This window comes from Pedobacter cryoconitis (genome assembly GCF_014200605.1).
GTDB classification, from domain to species: domain Bacteria; phylum Bacteroidota; class Bacteroidia; order Sphingobacteriales; family Sphingobacteriaceae; genus Pedobacter; species Pedobacter cryoconitis_B.
This window is the reverse complement of sequence record NZ_JACHCE010000009.1, coordinates 22068-47834: the sequence shown is the minus strand read 5'-3', so window position 1 is coordinate 47834 and position 25767 is coordinate 22068. Positions and strand designations below refer to the sequence as shown.

Below are 25767 nucleotides of genomic sequence, written 5' to 3'. Positions count from 1 at the left end.
CTTAACCCTTTAAGCTGTAGAATGCTGTCGCATTTCCTCCAAAAAAAAGTTCCTGCTCAAAGGTAGAAAAAGAACTAAAATAAGATTCCACCAATTGTAAAACCCGGGTATAATTTCCCGCAGCCAGACATACGGGCCAGTCAGATCCATACATAATCCTATCCGTACCAAAAGCATGAACTACCACATCAAGATAAGGAATAAAATCACGATTTGTCCATGTATTTAAATCAGCCTCAGTGACAAGGCCTGATATTTTACAGGATACATTTTCATGCAAAGCGACTTTTTCTATGCCCCTTTTCCAATCTCCGATCTCCTTTTCTCTGATACCTGGTTTGGCTATATGGTCTATCACAAAACGCTGATCTGGAAAACGGGCAGCAAATTCCGGAATAAAGGGAAGCTGATCCTGATGAATCAGGATATCGTAAGTAAATCCATAGGGTGCTAATAAAGCAATTCCCCGCTGAAAAGAACTGTCAAGGCATAAATCCCGCTGCTTTTCGCCCTGCAGGATATGTCTGAAACCTTTCAGCAAATTATGCTGGCTGTAATTTTCCAGCTGTGCTTCGAGATCTGCTGCCCGAAGATCTACCCAGCCCACTACCCCTTTAATAAAATCATTTGACAGCGCTAAATTTAGCAGAAACTCAGTTTCTGTTACCGACTGATCTGCCTGAACAGCAACACATCCATCTACCTTATTTTCAATAAGTACCTCAGCAAGATGTTCAGGCAGAAAATCACGTCTGATCACAGCCATCTCATCTCCAATCCAGTGATGTCTTAACAAATCATATTTCCAAAAATGCTGGTGCGCATCTATCTTCATTTTATCAGGGTTTAATGTGCTGTGGTCAACTTGATTTTCTTTACTTTCAGGTTGGTCAGGGCAAAATAGAGAACAACTGCAAAACATAAAGCAGGTACAATATAAGCCGTATGTATATTAGTCATATCAGAAACTTTTCCCATCAGCACAGGAAATACGGCGCCGCCAACAATAGCCATAATCACCAGAGAAGATCCTTCTTTCATTCTTGAACCTAATCCACGGATACTCAGCGAAAATATAGTAGGGAACATAATAGACATAAAAAAAACAACCCCCATTAAAGCATAAACCGCAGCTATACCATTCATCATTACCGCAGCAAAAATCAGGGCAATATTAATCAGGCTATATATAGCCAGAAGTTTTGGTGGTGCAATATACTGCATTAAGAAAGTACCTATAAACCTGCCCGCCATAAAACCAAGTAAAGCACCAGACAGGTATAGTGCAGCCGATTTCTCAGCTATTCCAGCCACCTGAGCCGAAAAACGAATAAAAAAACTACCCACACAAACCTGGGCCCCGACATAAAAAAACTGGGCAATTACACCGAGCATCAGATTCTTCTCTCCAAATAAAGACCCTGTACCATCCGAATCCCCTTCATGGTCTTCAATTTCGGGTAATGGGGTCCTGATCAGAAAAACAGCCACCAGCAATACAACAGCGCCTATAATCAGAAAAGGGATTTTAACAGATGAAGCTTCGTGGTTCAGATAAACATTCAACTGTTCAGGACTCATTGCCGCTTCTGCACTGGCATCCAGCTTTTGCCCGGAAAGAATAAACATGCCACCCAGAAGCGGTGCCAGCGTTGCCGCAAGCCCATTAAATGACTGTGCAAAATTTAACCGCTGAGTAGCTCCCTTTTCATCTCCCAATACCGTAATATAAGGATTAGCAGCTGTTTCCAGAAAAGCCAGTCCACTGGCAATAATGAATAATGCCACCAGAAAGAATACATAAGACCTGGTCACTGCTGCCGGATAAAAAAGAAATGCACCTGTAGCAAACAACAATAAACCCAATACAATCCCTCCCTTATAACCAAATCTCTTCATAAACCTACCTGCAGGTATGGCCAGTAAAAAATAAGCGATATAAGAAGCCGAGTCAATAAATGCAGATTGTGTATCTGAAAGCTGACAGGCTTTTTTTAAGTGAGGGATCAGGATAGGATTTAGGTTGAGTGCAAAACCCCAAAGAAAAAACAGGGATATGATCAGCACTACAGCAAAATGATTCTTTCTCATTTTAATATCGTTTATACGTTTTTAGTTTATATTGGTTAGGATAAAGAAAGGATGTTTTAAGTAAAAAAAGCAATCCCTGTTTATCCAGTTATTAAGCTATTTTAACATCTCCGTCCACCGGGCTTAAATAAATATAAAAAGAAAGCCCCGGCATTCAGCGCCTGTTTAAAATATCAGATTAAACAGGTACTGAATACCGGGGCAAAAAAAAAGCAACAGGAAAGGTTTTATCCGGCCTTAGCCTCCGGATTATTAATCAGGTAAGGGAACAGGGATTCCAGTAACTGGACATAAATATCCATGCCGTCTTTAATTTCTTCCAGGTAAATAAACTCGTCGGCCGTATGCGAGCGGGCAGATTCTCCGGGGCCCATTTTTATAGAGGGCATATCCAGCCAGCCCTGATCAGAACTGGTAGGAGAAATATAAGCCGACCTCCCGATAGCAAGACCTGTTTTAACAATAGGATGCAATTCGTTGATACAGGAAGGTTTTAATACGCCGGGCCTTACCGTAAACTCACAGAAAGTATGATTTTGAATGATATGCAAAAGCTCTTTTTCTGTATAGGCATCTGTCAGCCGGACATCTACAGTGAAATTACACTCGGCCGGGATAATATTATGCTGTATCCCTGCATTCACCTCTGTAACAGTCATTTTAACAGGGCCCATTACCCTGGATTCAATAGGGAACACAAAAGAAGAGAACCATTGAATATCTTTTAATGCTCTGTAAATAGCGTTATCACCTTCTTCGCGTGCTGCATGTCCCGAACGGCCAAATGATTTACAATCCAGCACCATAGAACCTCTTTCGGCAATAGCCATCTGCATATTTGTTGGTTCACCAACAATGGCAAAAGCAATCGGAAGCAGGTCTCCCAGTATAGATTTAAGTCCTTTTTCACCAGATGTTTCCTCTTCGGCAGTTAATGCCAGGCAGATGTTAAAAGGCAGGTCCCTCCTTTTAAAGAAATGAAGAAAGGTTGCAATCAGCGATACCAGCGCCCCGCCAGCATCATTACTCCCCAAACCATATAATTTGCCGTCACAAACAACCGGCTCAAAAGGGTTTTTAGTATAGGCAGCTGTAGGGCGCACAGTATCATGGTGCGAATTCAGTAAAATGGTAGGCTTATTATGTTCGAAATGGAGATTATAACACCATATATTATTATGCTTTCTTAAAGTAAATACATAATTATCCTGCAGAAATGATTCAATTAAATTTGCGGTCTTTTCTTCCTGGCCGCTAAATGAAGGTGTCGAGATTAATTGTTTTAATAATTCAAAGGATTCTACCTGGTATGGGAAAAAAGAATCCTGATCAGTTTGATATTCAAAATCTGTTTTCATAAATAAAAAGATTAATTAGCTTCTGAAAAAATACATAGGAAAATGTCTTAAAACCTCCGAAGGGATAGTCTCTGCCTGATGTTTTTCCGGGTCAAATAACATAGCTGTACACAAACAGTTACATTTTTTCTTCCCTTCCAGAATATCGTAGTTTACACAATTTTTGCAGCCCTCCCAGAAGGATTCATCCTGGGTAATCTCCGAGAAAGTAACAGGTTCAAAACCCAGTGCAGTATTCATCTTCATAATGGCAGCACCCGAGGTAATACTTATGATTTTTGCTTCAGGATACAGCTTGCGTGCCATTTTGAAAACTCTGTCTTTAATTGCTTTTGCGACACCAGAGTTTCTGAATTCGGGAGACACGATCAGACCTGAATTAGAAACGAATTTATTGTTTTCATAGGGTTGAAAATAAGCGAAACCCACCCATTTTCCACTGCTGGTCACCGCAACAACAGCTTTACCGTCACGCATCTTTTGCGCGATAGATTCAGGAGTACGTTTGGCAATTCCTGATCCTCTGGCAATCGCCGAAGCTTCAGTTTCTTTAACTATTTCATCGGCATATCTGATATCATTTAATGTGGCAACACGCACAAATATCATTTGATTCTCCATTTTAGTCTAAATTTTTTAAAAACCTAAACCCAAATGATATGCCCGATGCCAGAAATCTTAATAAATAGCTTTTAGATAAGTATAGAGGCAGATTATATTTTAATTGGCCCGCACAAGACTAAGCTGACCCTTCCAAAACGGAAAGGTCTGTTTTCATTTCAACAGGATGATCCTATAATTTTCTTAACAGTAAACCAAAGGGGATCTTCGGTTCTACCCAGGTTGATTTTGGAGGGAGTTTAATTCCCTGATGAGCAATATCCATCAGCTGATCGGCATTAATAACTGCCAGTGTAAAAGCAATTGCAGCAGGGTTATCCGCTAAAATTTGCTGAATCTCATTTAAAGCACTGCCACCTCCTACAGAAATCACCTGTTCATCTGTTTCAGGATTCTCTATTTTAAATAAGGGTTCAAATACGGTTTGCTGTAAAAGACAGGCATCAGGCAGCCCTGCTTTATCTTTCATCTTATAAACCATTCTATACCATTTACCATCCATAAATAAGCCAAATTCACGCTCCTGAACAGGTATTACAGGCTCATTGCGCTGCGACTTAGTCACAGAAAAAATTCGCTTCATGGTTCTAAAAACCTGATCCAGGAAAATTTCTCCTGCCGGAATAATAACCCTGTAAGATTCCTTTATTCTCAACTGGTCGCTGGACAAATAGAAAGAAGAAATAAAATTCCCCGATTCCAATATCGTTTTTGAGTCCATATTTCTGTACTTCGCCGCTGCCAGCAGGCGGTGATGTCCGTCTGCAAGATAAACATGCTGCAATTCAGAAAAATACAAACTGAGTTCACGGATCGTTTTAAGATCATAAACTGTCCATATTCTGTGAAAAATCTTATCTGCATAATACACAGAATTAGCCTCTGCCTTTTTGATCTGGTTTAAAATGGAGCTGATTGCCCGGTTTGGCCGGTAAGTAATCAATAAGGGGCCTCCTTCCAGCCCCACCTCATCCCGGTAGTCAATTAAGCCAGAAGAATTACAATCAGCTGTAGATTCATGCGTTTTGATATGTCCCCTGTCAAAATCGTCCAGGTCAGTCACAGCCCATACCCCTGTTTGCACATGATTGCCCTGAGTGATTTCATAAATAAAGATACAGGGATGCTCTTCCTGATAAAAATCACCAGACCTGATCATCCTTTTGAGGTTCGCCAGAATATTTGCATTGGTCAGCCCCTGATCACCAGAATGTCCTTTATCCAGCATCCTGGCAATAAAACCATTCCCCCTTCCATTACAGGAGGGGGCTTTGAGTGATAACATTTTGTCTAAATAAACTTCCTGAGGCCTTAAGGCCACGAAAGGTCTAATTGTTGCCATATGATAATAAACTGTGTTTCTCATATTCCTGCATACAAGCCACCAGAGCTATTACAGAACTGATCTGCAATGCATTGTAAAGCGAAGCTCTGAAACCACCAGCTGTACGATAACCTTTAATCCCAACCATACCCCTTTCTGCAGCAAAGGATAAAAACTCATCTTCTTTAGCCGGATCATGCATTTTAAAACAAACATTTACCCTGGAACGATGTGCTTTATCGGCCATGCCGTAAAACAAAGGATTTCTATCTATCTCCGCATATAATAAGGCTGCTTTGGCGATATTTTCCTTCTCGATCTGTGCAACCCCACCCTGCGCTTTCAACCATTGAAGATTTAGCATGGCTACATAAATAGAATATACCGGCGGTGTATTGAACATACTTTGATTATCCCGGTAAATCCGGTAATCAGACATAGATGGAACAGGATGTTTAACAGTTTCCAGCAATTCATTTTTCACTAAGACCAATGTCATTCCCGCAGGGCCCATATTTTTTTGCGCACCTGCATATACAAGATCAAACTGGCCGATCGGAATTACTCTGCTGAAAATATCCGAAGACATATCACAGATTAGCGGCACGCCTAAATCAGGAAAGCCGAACATTTCTGTCCCTTCAATGGTATTATTGGAAGTGCAATGAAAATAGGCCGTATCTTTAGTCACCGTTCCTATCTCTGGTACGCTGGAATAGCTCGCACCTGCCGAAGAACCAACGATGTCTACCTCACCAAAATACTTTGCTTCTTTAATAGATTTATGGCCAAATAACCCGGCATCCAGGTAAGCTGCTTTTTGATGTTTCTGTAAGAAATTTTGTGGGATCATTGAAAATTGTGTACTCGCACCACCTTGTAAAAAGAGTACTGCATAATCTTCTGGCACTTCCAGAAGTTCTCTTACCAATTGTTCCGTTTTCTGCATTACCTCTTCGAATTTTGGAGAGCGGTGAGAAACCTCAAGGATAGAAAGGCCACTATTATCCCAGTTTTTTACTGCTTCAGCAGCTTGTTCCAATACACTGGCAGGAAGGATACAGGGTCCCGCCCCAAAATTATGTTTAATCTGGATCGTCATCTTTAATTTATATTTGGTTAAGCAAAAAGCTAAAGATGCAATAAAGATCGCTTGATCTTATTCGGGTAACTGATTAAAGATAAATAAACTGATTCCCATATCATTTTCAAAATAAACCATTGTCTATCAGTAAAATTCGGGCTTAAAAACAGAATTATGTTTCCTATGCAACTGTTTCAAAGATTATTAGCCGGCTCAGGCAATCGTTTAGTATTTCTGCAATATGTTCAACAATACTTAACATTAATTAAAAATCAGGAACATAATTACCGGTAACATTTAACAAAATAATAATAAACAAAGAATCGTATATTCAGGAATTAACGGTTGTTTTGTTCCAAATATAAGAATGGGTTAATGGTCACTTATGATTCGCTTTCAGATGATGATTTACTGGTGCTTTTAAAAGAGCATGATCATCACGCCTATGCTGAAATTTATAAAAGGTACTGGAGTATCCTGTATCGCTATTCCCGTAAAATTCTGCAAAATGAAGAAGAATCAAGAGACGTCATTCAGGATGTCTTTGTGATGGTCTGGGCTAAATCAGGCACTTTAGACTTACACACTTCCTTATCATCTTTTCTCTACGCAGCTGTCAGAAACAGCATCCTTAAATTATTTGAACGTGGTAAAGTGAAAGAGAAGTACATGAATTCACTGGAAAAGTTTATCGATGAAGGAACTGACATCACAGATCACCTGGTGCGTAACCGGGAACTTGCTACCCGTATTGAAAGTGAAATTGCCAAACTGCCGGCCAAAATGCGTGAAGTATTTGAGCTGAGCCGTAAGGTCAATTTATCTCATAAAGAGATCGCCTTCAAAATGGAAATCTCTGATAAAACCGTAAAAAAACAAATGAGTAACGCCATTAAAATACTGCGTTTAAGATTAGGGCCATTAGCTGCAATCCTGTTATTCTTCCATAGCTAAATTATTTTTTCATTTCCTCTACTACCTTACTTTGAGCAAACGTTCTTAACCATATAAGCCGTTAAAACCGGTGATACCATGGAAAACGAAAGAGCGAAAAAATTAATAGCGAAATACCTTGAAGGCAATTGTACAGCAGAAGAAAAATCTATTGTAGAAAGCTGGTATCTAAAAGAAACTGCCAATATACCAGATGAAAACCAGGAGCCCGACTACACTGGAGCAGAGCAGGAAATCTGGGCTGGTATCCTGGCAGAAAACAATAAAAAAGTCCCTGCTAAAAAAAGAACATACTGGTATGCCGCGGCGGCAATTTTAATAATCAGTACCGGGCTGTACTTTGGAACGTCCTCCATTCATACAGGCAGACAAAATCAGCCAGCAGATTTCACAAAGACAGATATACGTCCGGGTGGTAATAAAGCACTGCTGACCTTAGCGGACAGCACTAAAATAGCACTCGATGATGCCTCAAATGGCGAAATAGCTCAACAAGCCGGCTGCCTGATTACCAAGACCAGTACCGGTCAGTTAGTTTATACCGTACAACCCGCCTCAGCAGGAGCTGATCTCAAAGCACAGACTGCGCTGAACAGCATTGAAACCCCAAGAGGCGGTCAATACCAGGTCAATCTGCCTGACGGCACTAAAGTATGGCTTAACGCGGCTTCTTCTTTAAGTTTTCCTGCCAGGTTTAGCGGTACCCAGCGCCAGGTTACGCTGAAAGGTGAAGCTTATTTTGAAGTGGCAAAAAATAAAAACATGCCTTTTATTGTGAACAGCAGCAAGCAAAAGATTGAAGTTTTGGGTACCCATTTTAACATCAGTGCTTATGCCGATGAAAGCCATGCAAAAACTACACTGGCAGAAGGTAGTGTTAAAGTATCTCTTACAGCGCACAGCCAGGAACAGCAGATCTTAAAACCCGGACAGCAGGCTATCACCAGTAACCATATTCAGGTAGTTCCGGTAGACATAGAAGAAGCATTGGCCTGGAAGGACGGTCTTTTTATGTTCAACGACGAAGGGCTTGAAAATATCATGAAAAAAGTAGAACGCTGGTATGATGTTAAAGTAGATTTTCAGGAAAACGACCTGCGTGAGAAACATTTTAGTGGTACCGTATCCAGATTTGGTAAAGTATCACAAATCTTAAAAACATTGGAATTAACCGGATCAGTACATTTTAAAATTGAAGGGAGGAAGATTATAGTCGTGAAATAAACCACAGCAATACTGTAATCTCAAAAAAAGCCAGTGATGCTGCAAACATCACTGACCATATCATGGCCTGAGCCATGTGTTTATTGAGGTTAACAGAATAAACCAGGATATAGCATATTTCAAAACCACCAACAAACGATCAAATGTATACAATTTATACTATTTTTTTTCGCAGGTTAAGCGCCTGCGCTACTAAATTTTTGCCAGTTAAACTGCCTGGGATTCCAGGTCTTGATGCCGCGTTTAAAAGACAATTCATAATGAGTGTTAAACTTACTTCAGTTTTAATGATTGTGTTTCTGCTCCAGGCCGCCGCCAGCAGTAAAGCCCAGAACATCTCTTTAACACGAAAAAATGTAGCTATAAAATCTATTTTCAGGGAAATCAGGAAACAAACAGGTTATAACGTGCTCTGGGAGCAGGATAAACTGCAAGCAAACAAAGTAATTGATGCCAGGTTTAACCATAGTTCTATCGATGAGGTCATGAAAACCTGTCTCGCCGGTCAGCAGCTAACTTATACGATTGAGGAAAACACGATTGTAATCAAACCTTTATCAGTTTCACTGCTCAATAAAATCATCAGCCTCTTTAAAGATATTGATGTCAGAGGAAAAGTACTGGATGAAAAAGGCCTGCCATTACCTTCGGTTTCGATCTTGATCAAGGGTACAAAGACCTGGTATAAAACAGATGAAAATGGAAATTTCCAGTTTAAAGTACCCAATACAGATGCCGTTCTGGTTTTCACCTATTTAGGTTACAAATCTCAGGAAGCACCGGTTTCTCAAACAGGAAACATGAATATCACCCTAATGCCGGTACTTTCCGATTTAACAGAGGTTGTCGTGGTGGGTTACGGGACACAGAAAAAAGCAAACCTGACCGGGGCAGTGGATGCAATCACCTCCAAACAACTTGAAAACAGGCCTATTGTCAATTTAGGGCAAGGGCTGCAGGGATTAATCCCCAACCTGAACATCTCCATAGCCAGCGGTAAACCGAACAGCGTACCAGAATTCAACATCCGTGGTTATACTTCAATCAATGGCGGCGCCCCGCTTATCCTTGTTGACAACGTACCTTTTTCTGCTTCAGAACTGCTCATGTTAAACTCTGCCGATGTAGAAAGTGTATCTGTACTTAAAGATGCGGCATCGGCTGCAATCTATGGTTCAAGGGCTGCCTTTGGGGTAGTTTTAATCACCACTAAATCTGCAAAGAGCAATAAACTGAATGTAAGTGTAAACACTTATACCGCTATCCGGACCATTGGTAAATTACCTGATGTAGTTACCGATCCCTATACAGCCCTGCAAATAAAAAATGAAGCTGCCTATCCCTTATATAATCCAGCTTATAGCGCTTCACTGGTCGAGGCAGCACGTTTACGCTCTTTAGATCCTTCGTTACCCAGCGTAATTATTGATCCCGGCGATCCAAACAAATGGTTTTATATCGGCCAGACAGATTGGTTAAGAGAAGCCTATAATAAAACTGCCCCAACTTATAATGCAGGTGTAACTATCTCTAAAAAAGCTGACCAGGTAAGTTATTATTTATCCGCAAATTATTACAGCCAGAATGGGATGGCACGTGATGCCCATGAGAAAAATAACCTGTACAATATGAGGGGAAAAGTAGATCTCAACATTACAAAATGGCTAACCCTTTCTAACAATACCATATTTAGTGCAGGCAATTATCAGTCCCCGAATATCATTGACAATGATTCCTATTTTCAGGCTATTAACCGCAGCAATGTAATTGATGTCCCTAAAAATCCGGACGGTTCATGGACCCCGGCAGGTGCAAGTGTACTGGGGGCAGCAAAAGAAGGCGGCCGCAGAAACACCGACAACCATACTGTTCAAACTACTTTTGCTTTTGATGCCTCTTTAATTAAAGATGTCTGGACTTTAAAAGGCGATGCAACTTTTAGAAGAGTTGATACCCTGAGCAGAGCTTACAGCATCCCTGTCCCTTATAAAACCGGGCCCAATATAGCACCTCCTCTGGCCACCTCATCTGATGCGACCAACAGAAATATCAATGCAAAATATGATGTAGTCAATCTCTACACTGAGGCTCATAAAAGATTAGGCAATCATTTTATTTCAGGTTTAGTAGGTTATAACCAGGAGCATTCAATCAATACAAATTTCCAGGCCTCAAGGAAATTACTGATATCCAATAATATCCCTTCTGTAAACCTGGCCACCGGCGATCAGACGATTAAAGAAACGATTAGAGAATGGGCAGTTCAGGGGATTTTTTACAGACTGAATTATAATTTCAAAGAAAAATATCTCCTTGAATTTAACGGTCGTTATGATGGTTCTTCCCGTTTTGCTGCAGACAGAAGATGGGCCTTTGTACCTTCTGCATCTGCAGGATGGGTTATCTCTGAGGAACAATTCTTCAAACCCGTAAAAGAGGCCATAGGAATGAACCAGTTTAAGATCAGAGGTTCCTACGGTGTATTAGGGAACCAGGCTTCTGTTGGTGAATATGATTATATAGCCTTAATGGAAAGCGGAAAAGGCAATCAGATACTGGACGGTAAACAAAATACTTATGTGAACCCTCCCGGCGCCATATCCAGCAATTTCACCTGGGAAAAGGTTTCAACTATCAATATGGGTGCCGACCTGACCTTTTTCAAGAACAGACTGGAATTGAACCTGGATAAATATACGCGTTATACGAAAAACATGCTTGTTCCCGGAAAGCTATTACCAGGCGTATTTGGTACCGCTTCCCCTACCACAAACTCTGCTGACCTGAAGACCAAAGGATGGGAAGTCAGACTGAACTGGAGAGATGCCGTACAGGTAGGCGGTTCTCCCCTGTCCTATAATTTAACTTTCGCACTCAGTGACAGCAGGGCCTATATTACCCGTTTCGATAATCCGACAAAGTCTTTTTCATTTGATGGAAAAAGCTATTATGAAGGAATGGAGATCGGTGAAATCTGGGGACTTGAATCCGAAGGTTTTTTCCAGAATGCCGATGAGTTAAAAAATCATGCGAATCAGACCGCTGTAGGTACGGACGATCAGAGATATCAGTACTTTGTGGGTGACATTAAATTTAAAGACCGCAATGGAGATGGGAAAGTAGATTTCGGAAATAAAACAGTAGGTAATTCTGGTGACTTATATAAAATCGGAAACAGCCAGATCCGTCTTCCTTACAGTATTGACCTTTCCGCATCCTGGAAAGGGTTTGATGTCAGGGTATTCTTACAGGGCGTTGGCAAAAGAGACTGGTACGCACAAGGCAGTAATATTTATTTCTGGGGGATCTATGCCCAGCCATGGACAAACGTAACTACTCAGAATATGGATCACTGGACTCCAGAAACGCCAAATGCTTATTTTCCAAGGGTCAAAGCCTATGCTGCCGAAGATACCGGAGAAGAACTGGGTATCCCAAACACCCGGTATTTACAGAATGCAGCTTATTTAAGAGTGAAAAATCTAACTATAGGCTATACCCTTCCTAAAAACATACTGAAGAAACTCAAACTGGAAAATGTTCATTTCTATATCAGCGGAGAGAATCTTTTTGAATACTCCAAACTCAAAGTAAAGCTGGACCCTGAAGGGTTACAAGGAAATATATATCCATTTCAGCGTACCTATTCATTTGGCATGAACCTTAATTTCTAATCACATGATCTCAAGATATTATACTCCACTGGTACTTGTTATACTAGCAATCACCTTAATTACAGGTTGTAAGAAAAATTTCCTGGAAAGACCACCACAAACCTCAATTGATCCTAAAGATTTCTTCAAGACCACTGCCGATTTAGAGACCTATACCAATGGTTTTTATGAAATGGATGGAATGACCGCTCTGGGGCCAGGAACAGATGACGTGTTTTCAGATAACATATCCGTTTACCTTGGCGGCAGCGAAGTTGACAATATGATCAGGGGAAAAATCTCTGCAACTACGGTAAATGTCAAATCATGGGAATGGAAAAACCTGCGCAGAATAAATTACATGCTGAACAATCTGCAGGATGTGAAAGGTGATCAGGCAACGATTGACCATTTCAAAGGTATTGCCCGTTTTTACAGAGCCAACTTTTATTTTGCTATGCTTAAAAGATATGGCGACGTACCTTATTACACCACCGTATTGGATGCAAATGATGAGGCTGCCCTTTACAAAGCAAAAGACCCGCGTACATTGGTTGCAGATTCTATCCGTGCTGACCTTGAATATGCAGCAAGTCATGTAAAACCTGGTGGCAGTGCAACCAGAATTACCAAATGGGCTTCGATGTCTATGCTGGCTAGATTCTGCCTGTATGAAGGGACTTTCCGAAAATACCATGATGAATCGGGCCTGCAGGGAACAGCAAATACATTTCTGGAAAGAGCAGCTTCTGCTTCGCAGGAAATTATGGGTGCAGGTTTTTCTATTTACAATACAGGTAAAAAAGGAGAAGATTATCAAAAAGTATTTACCAGTACAGATCTGAGCGGTAATAAAGAAATTATTTTTTACCAGGATTATGACCAGGCACTCAACCGTTCCAACAGCACACATTATGTCTTTGACTGGCAATGGTCATTGAGCAAATCCCTTGCTGACACCTACCTGATGCTGGACGGAACACCTTTTACTTCCAGCCCGGGCTGGGATAAAAAAACATTTGCTGACGTCTTTAAAAACAGGGACCCAAGAATGAGCACAACGATTATGCCTCCAGGTTTTGCAACCAATCTGGGTGGTATCCCGAATAAAATCAGGCCTACCTTTGGCGGTTATGCACAAATCAAGTTTTACGCCATAGATCCATCTACAAAAGTATATACAGAATTTACAGATCTTCCGGTTATCCGTTATGCAGAAATCCTGCTGATCAATGCAGAAGCCAAAGCAGAATTAGGAACTATTACGCAAACTGATGCCGATCTCACCATTAATATTTTGCGTAACCGTGCTGGTGTAGCTCCATTAAATATCGGTATGGCCAATGCAAATCCAGATCAGGTATTAGCCAATATGTACCCTCAGGTTAGCAGCGGTAATAAAGGTGCGCTGCTGGAAATCCGTCGTGAACGTAACGTCGAACTCGCTTGTGAAGGTTTCAGATATGCAGATTTATTAAGATGGAAAGCCGGGAAATTACTGGAAAGACCTACCCAGGGGATATATGTACCAAAATTAGGTGCAATGGATGTGACAGGTGACGGGGTAGAAGACATTGCCATTCTGCAATCACCGGAACAGACCGATCCGATTGCAGGTATTCCTGATGCTATACGTGCTAAACTGGTCCTGTATTACCTGAACAGTAACAGCTTTTATTTAAGCAATACAACCTCAGGGTTTATCATGTTTCCTGAAAATTTAAATACACCGAGATTATTTGATGAAGCTAAATATTATTATTTCCCGATCCCGTTTCAGCAGGTACTATTAAATCCAAAACTGACACAGCCTAAAGGCTGGTAATTATAAAAAGACAAATTGAGCCTGTTTAAAACTCAGGAAGCTGGTTTCAAACAGGCTCTTATCAAAAACATATAAAATGAAAAGAAGAAGCTTATTAAAAACAATCCCGATTGCTGCTTTAGGAATGGCCTTTGGCAAGACTGCTCAGGCAATCACTGTTCCGGATGAAGCCGAAAAGGCACCCAAAAAGAAACTGGTTTTAACTGTAGCCCATATCACAGATGTGCATATCAGGCAATTTGAAGATGCAACAACCAGATTTGAAAAATGTCTGCAGGAAATCAAAAAACTCAAAGTAGACTTCTTTCTTAATGGCGGTGACAGTATCCATGCAGCTGATTATGATAATATCAAACGTGAACAGGTCATAGAACAATGGGCGGTATGGGATAAATGTATCAGCCAGATTTCAGGTTATGAAGTGCACAGTTGTATTGGTAATCACGATACCTGGTGGGCTGCCCCATCCAAAGCAGATGAGATGTATGGTAAAGACTATGTGGTTAAAAGATTAAAAATACCTAACCGCTATTATAGCTTTTCAAAAAACGGCTGGCATTTCATTATACTTGACGGTAACAATAAAAACACGTCACTGGATGAGGAGCAGTTCAAATGGCTGGAAAATGAATTGCAGCAGCTTGCGCCAAATACACCGGTTCTGCTGATGTCCCACTATCCGGTATTGACGGTAACCAATACCTGGGAAGGCGGACAGCATGGTGACCATAAAGAACTTAAAAAACTGTTTTATAAATACAAAGACAAGGTCAAAGTCTGTCTTAGCGGACATCAGCATTTATTAGACAGGGCCTGGTACAATGGAGTTGAATATTATTGCAATGGTGCCATGAGCGGCTTCTGGTGGGGTAAAGGGGACGAGAAATCTGCACAGCCTTACTATTATCAGGAAACCCCTCCCGGATATGCTATTATCAAATTATATGATGATGGTACACTGGAAAATACTTATATCACTACAAAAATATAGTATTGCTGATACGCAGTTGTTTAATACCTGACAGCTGCGTATTTACCTGGTTTTTTAGCCGGGAACAAGCCAATATTCAAAGAAAAAGATACCCCTGCCGATTTCAGACTTGCATCTCCATAACCAATTCCGGTCAAAGGCAGTTTAGCAAATGGCTGTACCCCAACGCTCACCGCAGGGGTAATCTGATGATCAAAACTTACGGATACATTCGCTATTCCAAAAAGATGCTGGTTTTGATTATTCAGCTCCAGATTTGAGACTTTTTGAGCATCTCCCTGACCAGTAGTAAACTGATACTTTTCTTTCAGCATAAAATAACTGGAAAGCCCTGTATTTAAACTCACTGAAAGCTTCTTCTTATTAAAAATCTTATAATTTACATTCAAAGGGATATCCAGCACATTACAATCTGCACTGACCTGCCAGTCTGAACCGGGCAGATAACTGCTGCTTTGCGGTGTTGTACCTCCCGAATTATAAAATTTACGGGAATAAACAGCCCCAGAGGTCATACTTATTTTAGACGTAAAAGCATAAGTAGCTAATACCCCGACATTGGAACTTACTTTAGAGGGCTTGCTATCTTTGGTAAAAGACATATCCGGAGCAGCCATTGCACTTAAGATCAAATCATTTTTTGGCTGTATTGTACTTTCCATTTTATTTTTCACACTGCGTGCGATTTCATTCGCATTAACTCTTTCCAGCGGATCTTTACTATGCGCCAAAGCATTAGCCTTTCTAACCAATATAGCACTGTCTGTTTCTATAGCCACCGGCTGCTTTGATTTAGCGATCATATTTCCCGCTGGAACTGTTGTTACAGGATTAGTCGCCACGGGAACACTTTCAGTGCTTCCGGAATTTATTCCCGTAGTTACCGGAACATTTTCAACGCTTCCAGGATTTATCACCGTGGTTCCGGAATTCAGTACAGCTGTTCCAAAAGGCAAAACAGGAACAACCTGTTTCACTTCACCTGTATAGGCCAATGCCGTCTGTAATCCTTTTTCTGCATAAACACCTGGTTTCAATCTGATTTTGTCTGCCGGCAGTTGTATTTTTGATGAATCCGTACCAATCACCGGGGCAACTTCCTTTCCAGGTTTAACCACATGCTCAGTTACCGGCACTTTGATAGCCTGCTTATCTAAAGTTACCGGAGCAGAATAAAAGTATAGTGAAATCACTAATGCAGCGGCTATCCCGCCTGCAGTATAAACCCACATCGGAATAACCCTTTTTTTCTCCTGTACATCAAGTTTACGCTCCATCTTCTCCCAGTTCATTTCATTGAAAGGGATCTCCGGATCATTTAACCCATCTTTAAATAGCTGATCTATATCATTGTCTTTATTCATCAGTATTTATTGTTTTGTTTGCATTCCATTGTTAATCCTCAGATTTGTTCTCCATTATACCTGCCCACCTTACGCTCAATCTGTAAGTCGGCAGGGATGTCCGGAGGCTTGTTCATATTCAGCACCATGAGTTTTTCTCTTAACTGTTGTCTTGCTTTAAATAGGTTAGATTTAGACGTTCCTGTTGATATTTTTAAAAGGCCGGCTATTTCCTCATGCGAATAGCCGTCAATAGCATATAAATTAAATACGGTGCGGTAAGCCGGGGAAAGCTGCTGAACCAAAATCAATAAATCTTTATAAGCCAGCTGTTCATAAACTGAAGCAGCATAGCCTATATCTTCATGGTCACTGACATCATCATGGTCAGAAAATTTCAGGTTCGTCCGGTAATGGTCAATTGCAGTATTGGTGATGATACGGGCAATCCAGGGTTTAAATGGTTTAACGGGGTCATATTTACCGATATGGGTGAAAACCTTCAGAAACCCATCATTCAAAACTTCGGCAGCATCATCATCATTTAAAGCGTACCGACGGCATATAGCCATGCAATAACTATAAAATTCTTTATAGAGTAAGTACTGACTCGACCTTTCTTTTTTGATGCACCCGTTAATGATACTTTGCACCTATTCTTATATTTTAACCTGCGCCATTTTCTACCTATACGTGACTTATCCCCGAAAGGTTGCCAAACCTAATAATAAAATTTATTTTAATACATAAAAAGCTGTAATACAGGTAATTATTTTTTATTTAGAATATTTTTTCACCATAACGAGCAACCTTTAATCTGCAATTACCGTAACCGCAGTAATTAAAAAGATTATTCAAATTTAGCCTTAACAATTATGGTCCCATCTCTAAAAAAAAGTCTGGCCCTTTGCAGCTTAACCGTTATAGTTTTGTTGTCAGCCTGCTCAAAAAACAACGACGCTACGCCTGCTAATGGTCAGGACCCTTATGGCAACCCGCCTGTTGTCACCCCACCTGCTGCTAACTCCAGCCTTGCACTGACCACCAATGCAACATTTGGCAGCATTCTTACAGATGCTAATGGAAAATCACTTTATGCTTTTACGCTTGATGCTAACGGTACCTCAGCCTGTACAGGTGGCTGCGCAGTAACCTGGATGCCATACTATGCCGGAAATGAAACTGCTCCAACTGGTATTACAGCAACAGACATCAGCACAATTACCCGTGCAGATGGTAAAAAACAAACCGTTTACAAAGGATGGCCTTTATATTATTTTTCTGGCGATATCAATAAAACAGATGTCAATGGTGATGGTTCAGGCGGGACATGGTTTGTTGCAAAACCTGATTACTCTGTGATGTTAGCCAATAATCAATTGGTAGGTATCGATGGACAGAACTATACCGGTGATGAAAAACCAGGAACAGGTGTAACCCAATATTTAACTGATGCAGCTGGCAGGACGTTATATGCTTTTGCACCGGATAAATTTAACCTGAATACCTATACCAAAGCAGATTTAAGTAATAACAGTACCTGGCCAATTTATGAATCGGATATATTGAATGTCCCTTCAGTATTAAAAAAGGATATGATGGTACAGATTACTTCGGCTGGTAAAAAACAATTGACCTACAAAGGCCACCCGCTTTATTATTTCGGCCCGGATGCTAAACGCGGCGATACCAAAGGAGTTAGTGTTGGTGCAGGTTTATGGCCAATTCTTACAGTAAATACAATTGCTTTAACCCCTTAAACTACAATTATGTCAAAATATACATCTCCTTTGATAGTCATTGTCATTAGTTTCTTCTTCCTGTTCAGCTGTACAAAAAAACAGGCCGAAGAACCTAAGCCAATCACACCAGAAGTACCGGGAACTCCCGGTGCTTCTGGTACCTATGCAACTGTAGTTGATCCTTTATTTCAGACCAGATGTGCCGGTTGTCATGCACCGGGCAAAAGAGCAGCTGGTGCCTGGACTTTCAATGGATACAGCTCAGTTAATGCAAATGCAGACAAAATTAAACAAGTCGTTCTGGTCAGTAAAACAATGCCTATCGGAGGCACACTCACTGCTGCAGAACTTCAATCCCTGAAAGACTGGTTTGACAAAGGTATGCCGCAATAAACAAAATGGTCATGCCAGATCTCAAACAAAGATTGCAGCCCTTTTAAAACAATAAATCATCGCCATATGAAAACATTAAAAAACAAATTATTACTTCTTCTGGGCATCTGTTTATTAACAATGCATGTCCATGCCCAGGATATTTTCATCAGTAAAAATGCCGCCGTTTCCTTCTTTTCCAGTACTGTAATGGAAGATATAGAGGGCAAAAGCACTACGGCCAGTTCTGTAATCAATGCGAAAACAAGAGAGATTATTTTTAAAGTCAGTAATACCTCTTTTCAGTTCAAGAAAAAACTAATGCAGGAACACTTTAATGAAAATTATATGGAAAGTGACCGTTTCCCATTTTCTAAGTTCAGCGGAAGAATCACAGATGATACAGATCTGACTAAGGATGGAAATTATACGGTTAACGTAGAAGGAAACCTGGATATCCATGGCGTAACAAAACCTTACCAATGCAAAGTAACACTCCTCATTGCCCAGGGTATAATTACTGCAAAAACTGCCTTTAAAGTAAAAATAGAAGATCATCAGATCAAAGTACCCTCTCTCGTATTTAAGAACATCGCCGAGTTTGTAGAGGTACGCTTATCAGCCGTATACCAGGCTAAAAAAACATAAACCATCAACCGCCCATTTCTCAAAAAACTATCAAATGAGACAAAAAATACGAACAACCCTGCAGCAAACGCACCTTCAAAAAATATTGCTGCTGTTTACTCTTTTAATCAGTTCTCTGTATAGCTTTGGACAACAGGATCTGGAGAAAGAGTTAACGAATACCAATCCGGTTCACGAAAAGGTATTTGCCACCTTTAAAGATACCAAACTGATCAACAGCCATACCAATGAAACCATCCATAAAAACGAACTGGAATTTAAAGTAGATCACCGCTTCGGAGATATTGGAGGCAGTAATGGCGGTATCAAACAGTTTTTCGGGTTAGACAATTCTACCGATGTCAGGATTGGTTTTGACTATGGTATCTCAGACCGCCTCAGTGTAGGTCTGGCCAGGGCAAAGGGTGCAACCGCTGTTCAGCAATTATATGAAACCAGTATTAAATTCCGCTTACTGGAACAAACAACCGATGACTATATTCCATTTGCAGTCACTTTATTTGGCAGTAACACCATTGCTGCAGTCCATGCCAGTGATGATCCGGCAGCAGCTACAGCATACCGTAAATTCACTGACCGGATGAACTATGTTACCCAGATCATATTTGCCAGAAAGTTTAACTCTAATTTTTCATTTAGCCTGACGCCGGGTTATCTGCACAGCAATTTCACCGCGTTCAGAGATCAGAATGATCTTTTTGCTATTGGTGCAGGCGCAAGAGCAAAAATCAGCAAAAGAATGGCTATTGTAGTGGACTATTCCATTCCGTTCCGCAACAGGGCAGATAAAGAATATCTGGAACAAACCAGCGGTGTAAAATTCTATAATCCACTGGGTGTAGGCTTGGAAATTGAGACTGGAGGACACGTTTTCCACCTTAATTTCACCAATGCCGCAGCAATTGAAGAAATGCAGTATATTTCTCAAACCACCAGCTCATGGCTAAAAGGCCAGTATCGCTGGGGCTTTAGTATTGCCAGAAGATTCTCCTTCAATAAAAAAGAAACCAGGCAATAACAATAATTTAAACCGCTCGTAATTTAGCTTCCAAATTAGATTTGACAGTATCCAGCCATTCTTTCTTTAAAATACTCAGAATGATACTGTCTCTTCTTCCCCCATGACCATTAGGCATGTGGCCACGAAGTACCCCCTCAATTTTACAGCCTATACTTTTCATAGCAGCCACACTCGTGTGGTTGCTATGATCTGCTCTGAACTCAACCCTTTCCATACGCAGGTTCTCAAAAGCATACTTTAACAAAAGGTATTTACAATTTTTATTCAGTCCGGTTCCCTGAAAATCGCTGCCATACCAGGTATAACCCAGTTGCAGGGTTTGATAAGTTTGCTGTATATCATAATATCGGGTAGAACCTGCATAACTATCAGCAAGCTTATCATAAACAATAAATGGATAGGATATTCCTTTTTCTCTATCCTGAATTGCCATATCTATATATTTTCTCAGGTTTTCAGCACCTGCAGCCCCTTGCAGAGAAAAATGCCAGAGATCAGGTTCATTCATTGAAAAAGTCAGTAAATGCTCGTAGTCGGAAGCAACAAGCGGACGGATTAAAGCACGCTCATTCTCTAATATAATTGAAGTTTCTTTTAGTAATTCGCTCATGCATTTAAGGTAATAATTTTTCTCAAAGAAGCTATCAGCTATTATAGCTTCTTTGAGTTTTTGTTGAGCTCAGTTTAAGCGTTCAAATTTCTAATAGCGGAAACTCAAAGAAATGTACGGGTACCAGCCTTCATCAGAATGTCCGGCAACAACACGTACCACAGTCATTGAAGCTGGTGCAAAATACAATCCACCGCCAACACCGTTATGCCATTTACTGGAATCTTCTCCTCTTTTCCATACTCTTCCTATATCATGGAAACCCAGTAAACCCAATTGCCCTGGTAATACATAACTTACAAAATCTGCCAGTTTAACACGCATCTCCAGGTTATTATAGAAACTATAATCACCAGCAAACCTGAACTGACGGAAGCCCAGTAAAGTACCTTCCCCACCTAAAAATGCAGAAGCATAAAAAGGTTGTTTCCCAACAGTCACTGCACCACCAAAACGCTCTGCGATCACAAAATTGGCCCGGTTATCAAGATTCTTATAAAGTGCGACACTTCCGGTAAACTGACCATAAGTATTGGAATAACTGTTTAAACCGGTATAACCCTGCAGTTTCAGATTAATATAACTTCCTAAGGATGGCAAAATTTCATTATTACGTGTATTGTTAATGAAATTCACCACTACACCGGCATATAATTTATCATTTGCAATCGTCAGGCTATCCGAAGAATGCAATGCGGCGCTATTGTTAATAAACCGTCCTGTATTATCATCCTTATTGAAGGTATAATATTGAAACGAAGGGCCGGCACTAAAAGAAGATTTAGGTCTTTTCCAGCGCAATGCCGGGTCAAACTGGTATAAGCTGAACCTTGAGCGGTAATAGCTGATCCCATCAATAGATTTATCGAATGTAGTTTCATTACCTGCGCCAAAGAAATTCTGTGTATTATGAGGTGCATAAGCACTCGCCTGTAAAACCAGGTCAGCTTTTCCAAAAGTATGCATCCATTCGCCCCTGTAATCAAACCTGAAAGCCTTAGTGCTGAAAGAGTGCAGAAAAGAGAATTGCTGTGTATTCCCATAAGGGAAATTTCTGAAACCAGGGTTCATATATTTCACAGAAAAACCTAATGATAAACCGTCATCATTGTTATAGCCACCATTCAACAAATACATGCTTCTGTGATATAAATCTGTTTGTCTATAGGCAATATTTCCGGTATCACTGGAAATTGTTTTGCGGAACCTGTTCATCAGACCAGTAAAACCTGAACTGTCCGGTTTATCATAAAGCCTCACTTTATGATAAGAATTCTCCACATGATAAGCTTTAACCCCGTGCCCACCGATAATACGTAATTTGATATCAGTCCCTTTATTATTTAAAACAAGGCTATCATTTCCACCTCTGGTATATAACCTGATTTCTCTGGTGATTTTTGGATCAAAGGTCTTCACAAACATTTCCTCTTTTACCTTTTTATTTTTTGATAACTGGTGTATGTTCACTGTTAACCCACCACCTTTAGCATCAGAAATTTCTATCAGTTCTCCCTTATCACTGGCCTGTATATCTACAATCTTATTCAGAAAACGATAATACTGGTTCATCATTTCAGGTAATTTTTCTCTTCTTTCTTTCAATTGTGCCAGTAACTGATCATGGCGTAAAGAATAACCTGGTTCAGGTATCTTTTTTAATGCCCTTTCAAAAACTTCATCAGTTAAATCAGCACAAAAAATGCGAATAATATCCATCCATTGTTTTTCTGATAACTGGCTTAACAGACGGGTAGCCATAGCCCTGCTTTCCCATACAAACCAGTTCACATTATTCACGTTTCTTTCATACCCCTGAATCATAGGCAATAGATAAGAAGATTGCGCATAACGCGGAATTACACCCTGACTCAGATAAAACACCTGGTCACGATCACGTGGAACAGGCTGATAAACATCTCTTTTTCCAGATTTGTCCAGCGTCCATCTCCACTGATCAAAATGTCTGTCCCAGTCACCGATCAGTATATCCAGAGCTTTCGCTTTTAGATAAGCCGGCCCGTCATAAGTATAATCATTATCCTTTGCCAGTCTCTTATACATTTTATACGTATTGTCAGACTTACCCGTTGGCTCTCTTTCTTCCAGCAGGCAAAGTGTATTTTCAAAGACCCTTCCATATTTACCCAGGTTAGCATCCGGAGAAATCCAGCCGATAACAGGATTTGCATGCGCTACGCCAACAGCCTGAGCAATATCAGGCACTACGAGCGCAGAAAACGGATGCTGGGCAGACATATTATCTTTCAGGATATCTTTAGCAAAAGTTTGTCTGAGGTTTTCTGGTAAAAGTGCCTCAGGATATTTCTCGACACTTCTCAATACCCATTCTTTACCCTGTTTATCTACCATACGCAGTGAATGTGACTGAAAACCACCACCCCGCTGAACAGGCATTAAACCGCCTTTAATTTCAGAAAGCCTGATCACCGGAACCTTTGTTTCCAACGCATATTCTTTACGGTAATTCTCTCCGAAAAAGAAACGGTGAACTTTACTTACGCTATCATATTTAGGATATATTTTAATAGAAATACTATCTTTTGTAATCACTTTCACCGTATTTTCAGGCTCTGAACTCACCGGAACAAAAGCTTTAGTATAACTATATACTTTTTTAACCCCAGTCTCTGTATACACGTAAAAATCATAACGCATATCATTGTTCAGCAGCAGATCGGCAGTTACATAACCTTGTTCCGACTCTTGAAAAATAGAGTTTTTACCTTTTTTATTCGCAGAATGTTTTGCTCCGCCCCCGCTGACCACCTGCAGATTAAGCTGGTCACTTTTGATCAGCTGTAAACCATGATCATGACCCGAAAAATAAGTAAGGTTCGGATAAGCTCCGAAAACACCATTTATCTTTTTAATCATATCCTTATAAAAAGGATGGTTTAAATCTTCCGGACTCAAAAATGTGGAGCGCAGCAGCGGATATAATGAGCCGAACACAGGAAGGGGCAGATATAAATTTTTATTCAGTGAGGTTAATGGGAAAATATGATTTTTAAGCGTAAAATATCCGCCATGCGAGCCATAACTCTGTAAAGGGTGATGGTCAGCGAACAGAATAATCTTACCTCTGTTAGCTTCCAGTAATTCTTGCATCCGGGCAATCACATCATCTTTGGTTTTACAGTCACATTCAGCTTCCGGATTCTTTTTATTGTAAGGGAATAGCCACCATTCACTGTCAAAGGCTATAATCGTTAAGTTATCAGTCAGTTTTATGGCTATAGGATCAGGACATCCGTTTGGCGGAATCATCTTTAATAAAGAGTCATTCTGTTCTGCCAGATATTCTCCCTGACGGAGTATTTTAGCTAAACCTTCCGGGCCCATTTTATCCCAGTCATGGTTACCAGGGATAAAATAAACTGCTGCCCCCATCTGACGCATGGGCTGAAACTGGGATTGCAGAATCTGTTTCGTGGTTTCTTCCTCTTTACTTCCGGGTAAACCCATTCCCCTGGGATAAATATTATCGCCCAGGTACATCACCGTTGTTTTTCCGGCAATTACATGTTTGGATGCATTTTTTAATGATTCTCTTTGAGCAACATTCAGCTCTCCGGCATCGCCAATAAAGATGACCCGGTACTTCACCGAATCCTGTGCTTTAGCAAAAGCAACGGTCAATAAGAAGAAAAATAAGAGCGTAGCTGATTTCATTCGTAGATAGCATTAAATATGAATAGTTAAAATTACACCATTTCTTACAAAATAGAAGATTAAAATATCACCGTTTTAATAAGCTGTTTAAACATACGTTCGTTCTTTTAAATTAAAAATCAGATTAGTTTTTAATTTAAAAGAACTGTAGATAACTTGCAACTATATTTACATCAGCATGTTTAAGTTTCATTTCTTTCTTTGCGCTCTGCTCTGCCTATTTTTCACCGCATCCGCCCAACGTCAAAACACTTATTTACTTAAAAATAATGGTGATTATGTTACTGAGAAGGATAGTGCAGACTATATCCGTTACGTTACAGAACCTATCCAGGGAAATCCACTCTATATGGTCAAAGAGTATTATATGGATGGAACAGAAAAAAGTGAGGGATTTTCGCGTAGCATAGATCGTATTGTCTATGATGGCCGCCGGACTACATTTTTTCCAAATGGAAATATAAAAGAGAAAGCGATATTCAATAAAGGGTTTATGATAGATACAGTAATGAACTACTACCCTAACGGAAAACTATTTACCATTAAAGTATATACCCGCTTGCTTGAAAACGCTCCATTATCGGACGAGCTTAATCCTCCTTTTGAAGTAATAACTGTCAAAGACTCCACTGGTAAAGACCTCACTATTCATGGCAATGGTGAATACATTGCTTATAATGATGATTTCAATGAAATTCTTGAAAGAGGCCAGTTAATAAATGGACAGCACGAAGGAATCTGGACAGGTAAAACAAAAGAGACCCTGTCCACTTATACAGAGATTTATAAAGGTGGTAAATTAATCTCCGGAGAGACTATTGATGCGCAAAATAATTCTTATAAATATACACAAACATACGTTAACCCAGGCTACAGAGGTGGTATAGACAAATTTTACCGTTACCTTAGCCATATGAAATATCCCCGCAGCTGTTATAAAGCACGCATACAGGGAGTCGCCTTAATCAGATTCACAGTACAGACAAATGGTACTTTGGGAGATGTCAAGGTGCTTAATCAGATTCATCCGGATATGGCAGCGGCAGCCATCAGGGTACTGGAAGAATCCCCTCCATGGGAAGCTGGATTACTTCGTGGTAAAAAAGTTAAAGTCTCCTACAATTTACCCTTAACATTTTCTTTCCGTTAATAATCTTCATATATGATGTATCCTTCCAAATTTTCAACTGCGCTGCTCAAAACCTACCCA

20 protein-coding genes are annotated in these 25767 nt (G+C 40.3%); 10 read left to right on the top strand and 10 right to left on the bottom strand.

The features are described 5' to 3' along the window. Position 1 precedes the first annotated feature (1 nt). The 6 genes from HDE68_RS21800 to serC all read right to left on the bottom strand — a co-directional run bounded on the left by HDE68_RS21800 (position 2) and on the right by serC (position 6496). Complete coding sequence (locus tag HDE68_RS21800; protein WP_183884353.1) at positions 2-835, bottom strand: amidohydrolase family protein; 834 nt, start codon at positions 833-835, stop codon at positions 2-4. Between the two features lie 11 nt (positions 836-846). Further along, the gene (fucP, locus tag HDE68_RS21795) at positions 847-2091 is read right to left on the bottom strand and encodes an L-fucose:H+ symporter permease (protein ID WP_183884352.1); all 1245 of its coding nucleotides are present in this window, start codon (positions 2089-2091) and stop codon (positions 847-849) included. Between the two features lie 227 nt (positions 2092-2318). Further along, the gene (locus tag HDE68_RS21790) at positions 2319-3449 is read right to left on the bottom strand and encodes a M20 family metallo-hydrolase (RefSeq protein WP_183884351.1); all 1131 of its coding nucleotides are present in this window, start codon (positions 3447-3449) and stop codon (positions 2319-2321) included. 15 nt (positions 3450-3464) lie between these two features. Further along, complete coding sequence (locus HDE68_RS21785) at positions 3465-4070, bottom strand: GNAT family N-acetyltransferase (protein WP_183884350.1); 606 nt, start codon at positions 4068-4070, stop codon at positions 3465-3467. Between the two features lie 172 nt (positions 4071-4242). Next, positions 4243-5412 (bottom strand): DUF1015 family protein, encoded by a 1170-nt coding sequence (locus tag HDE68_RS21780; RefSeq protein ID WP_183884349.1) that lies wholly within the window; start codon positions 5410-5412, stop codon positions 4243-4245. Then, entirely contained in the window at positions 5399-6496 is a 1098-nt protein-coding gene (gene serC / locus HDE68_RS21775; RefSeq protein ID WP_221300896.1) for a 3-phosphoserine/phosphohydroxythreonine transaminase, read from the bottom strand. The genes HDE68_RS21780 and serC overlap by 14 nt, the downstream gene beginning before the upstream one ends. 357 nt (positions 6497-6853) lie before the next feature. On the opposite strand from serC, the gene HDE68_RS21770 reads away from it, so the two are divergent. The 5 genes from HDE68_RS21770 (at position 6854) to HDE68_RS21750 (ending at position 15125) form a co-directional block, all read left to right on the top strand. After that, positions 6854-7432: an RNA polymerase sigma-70 factor gene (locus HDE68_RS21770; protein WP_183884348.1), complete on the top strand. Its 579-nt coding sequence runs from the start codon at positions 6854-6856 to the stop codon at positions 7430-7432. 78 nt (positions 7433-7510) lie between these two features. Then, positions 7511-8656 carry a FecR family protein gene (locus HDE68_RS21765; RefSeq protein ID WP_183884347.1) on the top strand — a complete coding sequence of 382 codons (1146 nt, stop codon included), beginning with the start codon at positions 7511-7513 and terminating at the stop codon, positions 8654-8656. 260 nt (positions 8657-8916) lie between these two features. Then, complete coding sequence (locus HDE68_RS21760) at positions 8917-12330, top strand: TonB-dependent receptor (RefSeq protein ID WP_221300889.1); 3414 nt, start codon at positions 8917-8919, stop codon at positions 12328-12330. A 4-nt stretch (positions 12331-12334) separates the two neighbouring features. Beyond that, on the top strand, positions 12335-14134 hold the full coding sequence (locus HDE68_RS21755) for a RagB/SusD family nutrient uptake outer membrane protein (protein WP_183884346.1): 1800 nt from the start codon (positions 12335-12337) through the stop codon (positions 14132-14134). A gap of 76 nt (positions 14135-14210) precedes the next feature. Then, a complete protein-coding gene (locus HDE68_RS21750; RefSeq protein ID WP_183884345.1) occupies positions 14211-15125 on the top strand; it encodes a metallophosphoesterase family protein in 915 nt (304 codons plus the stop codon). A gap of 20 nt (positions 15126-15145) precedes the next feature. Here HDE68_RS21750 and HDE68_RS21745 read toward each other — a convergent pair whose 3' ends face one another. Both HDE68_RS21745 and HDE68_RS21740 read right to left on the bottom strand, forming a co-directional pair. Next, a complete protein-coding gene (locus HDE68_RS21745; RefSeq protein ID WP_183884344.1) occupies positions 15146-16489 on the bottom strand; it encodes an outer membrane beta-barrel protein in 1344 nt (447 codons plus the stop codon). Positions 16490-16527: 38 nt separating this feature from the next. Further along, positions 16528-17121: an RNA polymerase sigma factor gene (locus tag HDE68_RS21740; RefSeq protein ID WP_183884343.1), complete on the bottom strand. Its 594-nt coding sequence runs from the start codon at positions 17119-17121 to the stop codon at positions 16528-16530. A 222-nt stretch (positions 17122-17343) separates the two neighbouring features. Between HDE68_RS21740 and HDE68_RS21735 the strand changes: the two genes are divergently transcribed. From HDE68_RS21735 to HDE68_RS21720, 4 genes are all read left to right on the top strand, one after another. Then, entirely contained in the window at positions 17344-18228 is an 885-nt protein-coding gene (locus HDE68_RS21735) for a hypothetical protein (RefSeq protein WP_183884342.1), read from the top strand. Positions 18229-18237: 9 nt separating this feature from the next. After that, on the top strand, positions 18238-18603 hold the full coding sequence (locus HDE68_RS21730) for a c-type cytochrome (RefSeq protein ID WP_183884341.1): 366 nt from the start codon (positions 18238-18240) through the stop codon (positions 18601-18603). 66 nt (positions 18604-18669) lie between these two features. After that, positions 18670-19230 (top strand): YceI family protein, encoded by a 561-nt coding sequence (locus tag HDE68_RS21725; RefSeq protein ID WP_221300879.1) that lies wholly within the window; start codon positions 18670-18672, stop codon positions 19228-19230. A 34-nt stretch (positions 19231-19264) separates the two neighbouring features. Beyond that, entirely contained in the window at positions 19265-20248 is a 984-nt protein-coding gene (locus HDE68_RS21720) for a DUF5777 family beta-barrel protein (RefSeq protein ID WP_183884340.1), read from the top strand. Positions 20249-20255: 7 nt separating this feature from the next. Here HDE68_RS21720 and HDE68_RS21715 read toward each other — a convergent pair whose 3' ends face one another. Both HDE68_RS21715 and HDE68_RS21710 read right to left on the bottom strand, forming a co-directional pair. Beyond that, positions 20256-20861, bottom strand: a complete 606-nt coding sequence (locus tag HDE68_RS21715; RefSeq protein WP_183884339.1) for a GNAT family N-acetyltransferase — start codon at positions 20859-20861, stop codon at positions 20256-20258. A 90-nt stretch (positions 20862-20951) separates the two neighbouring features. Next, a complete protein-coding gene (locus HDE68_RS21710; protein ID WP_183884338.1) occupies positions 20952-24557 on the bottom strand; it encodes a metallophosphoesterase in 3606 nt (1201 codons plus the stop codon). A gap of 178 nt (positions 24558-24735) precedes the next feature. Between HDE68_RS21710 and HDE68_RS21705 the strand changes: the two genes are divergently transcribed. Further along, positions 24736-25707 (top strand): energy transducer TonB, encoded by a 972-nt coding sequence (locus HDE68_RS21705; protein WP_183884337.1) that lies wholly within the window; start codon positions 24736-24738, stop codon positions 25705-25707. Positions 25708-25767: the final 60 nt, after the last annotated feature.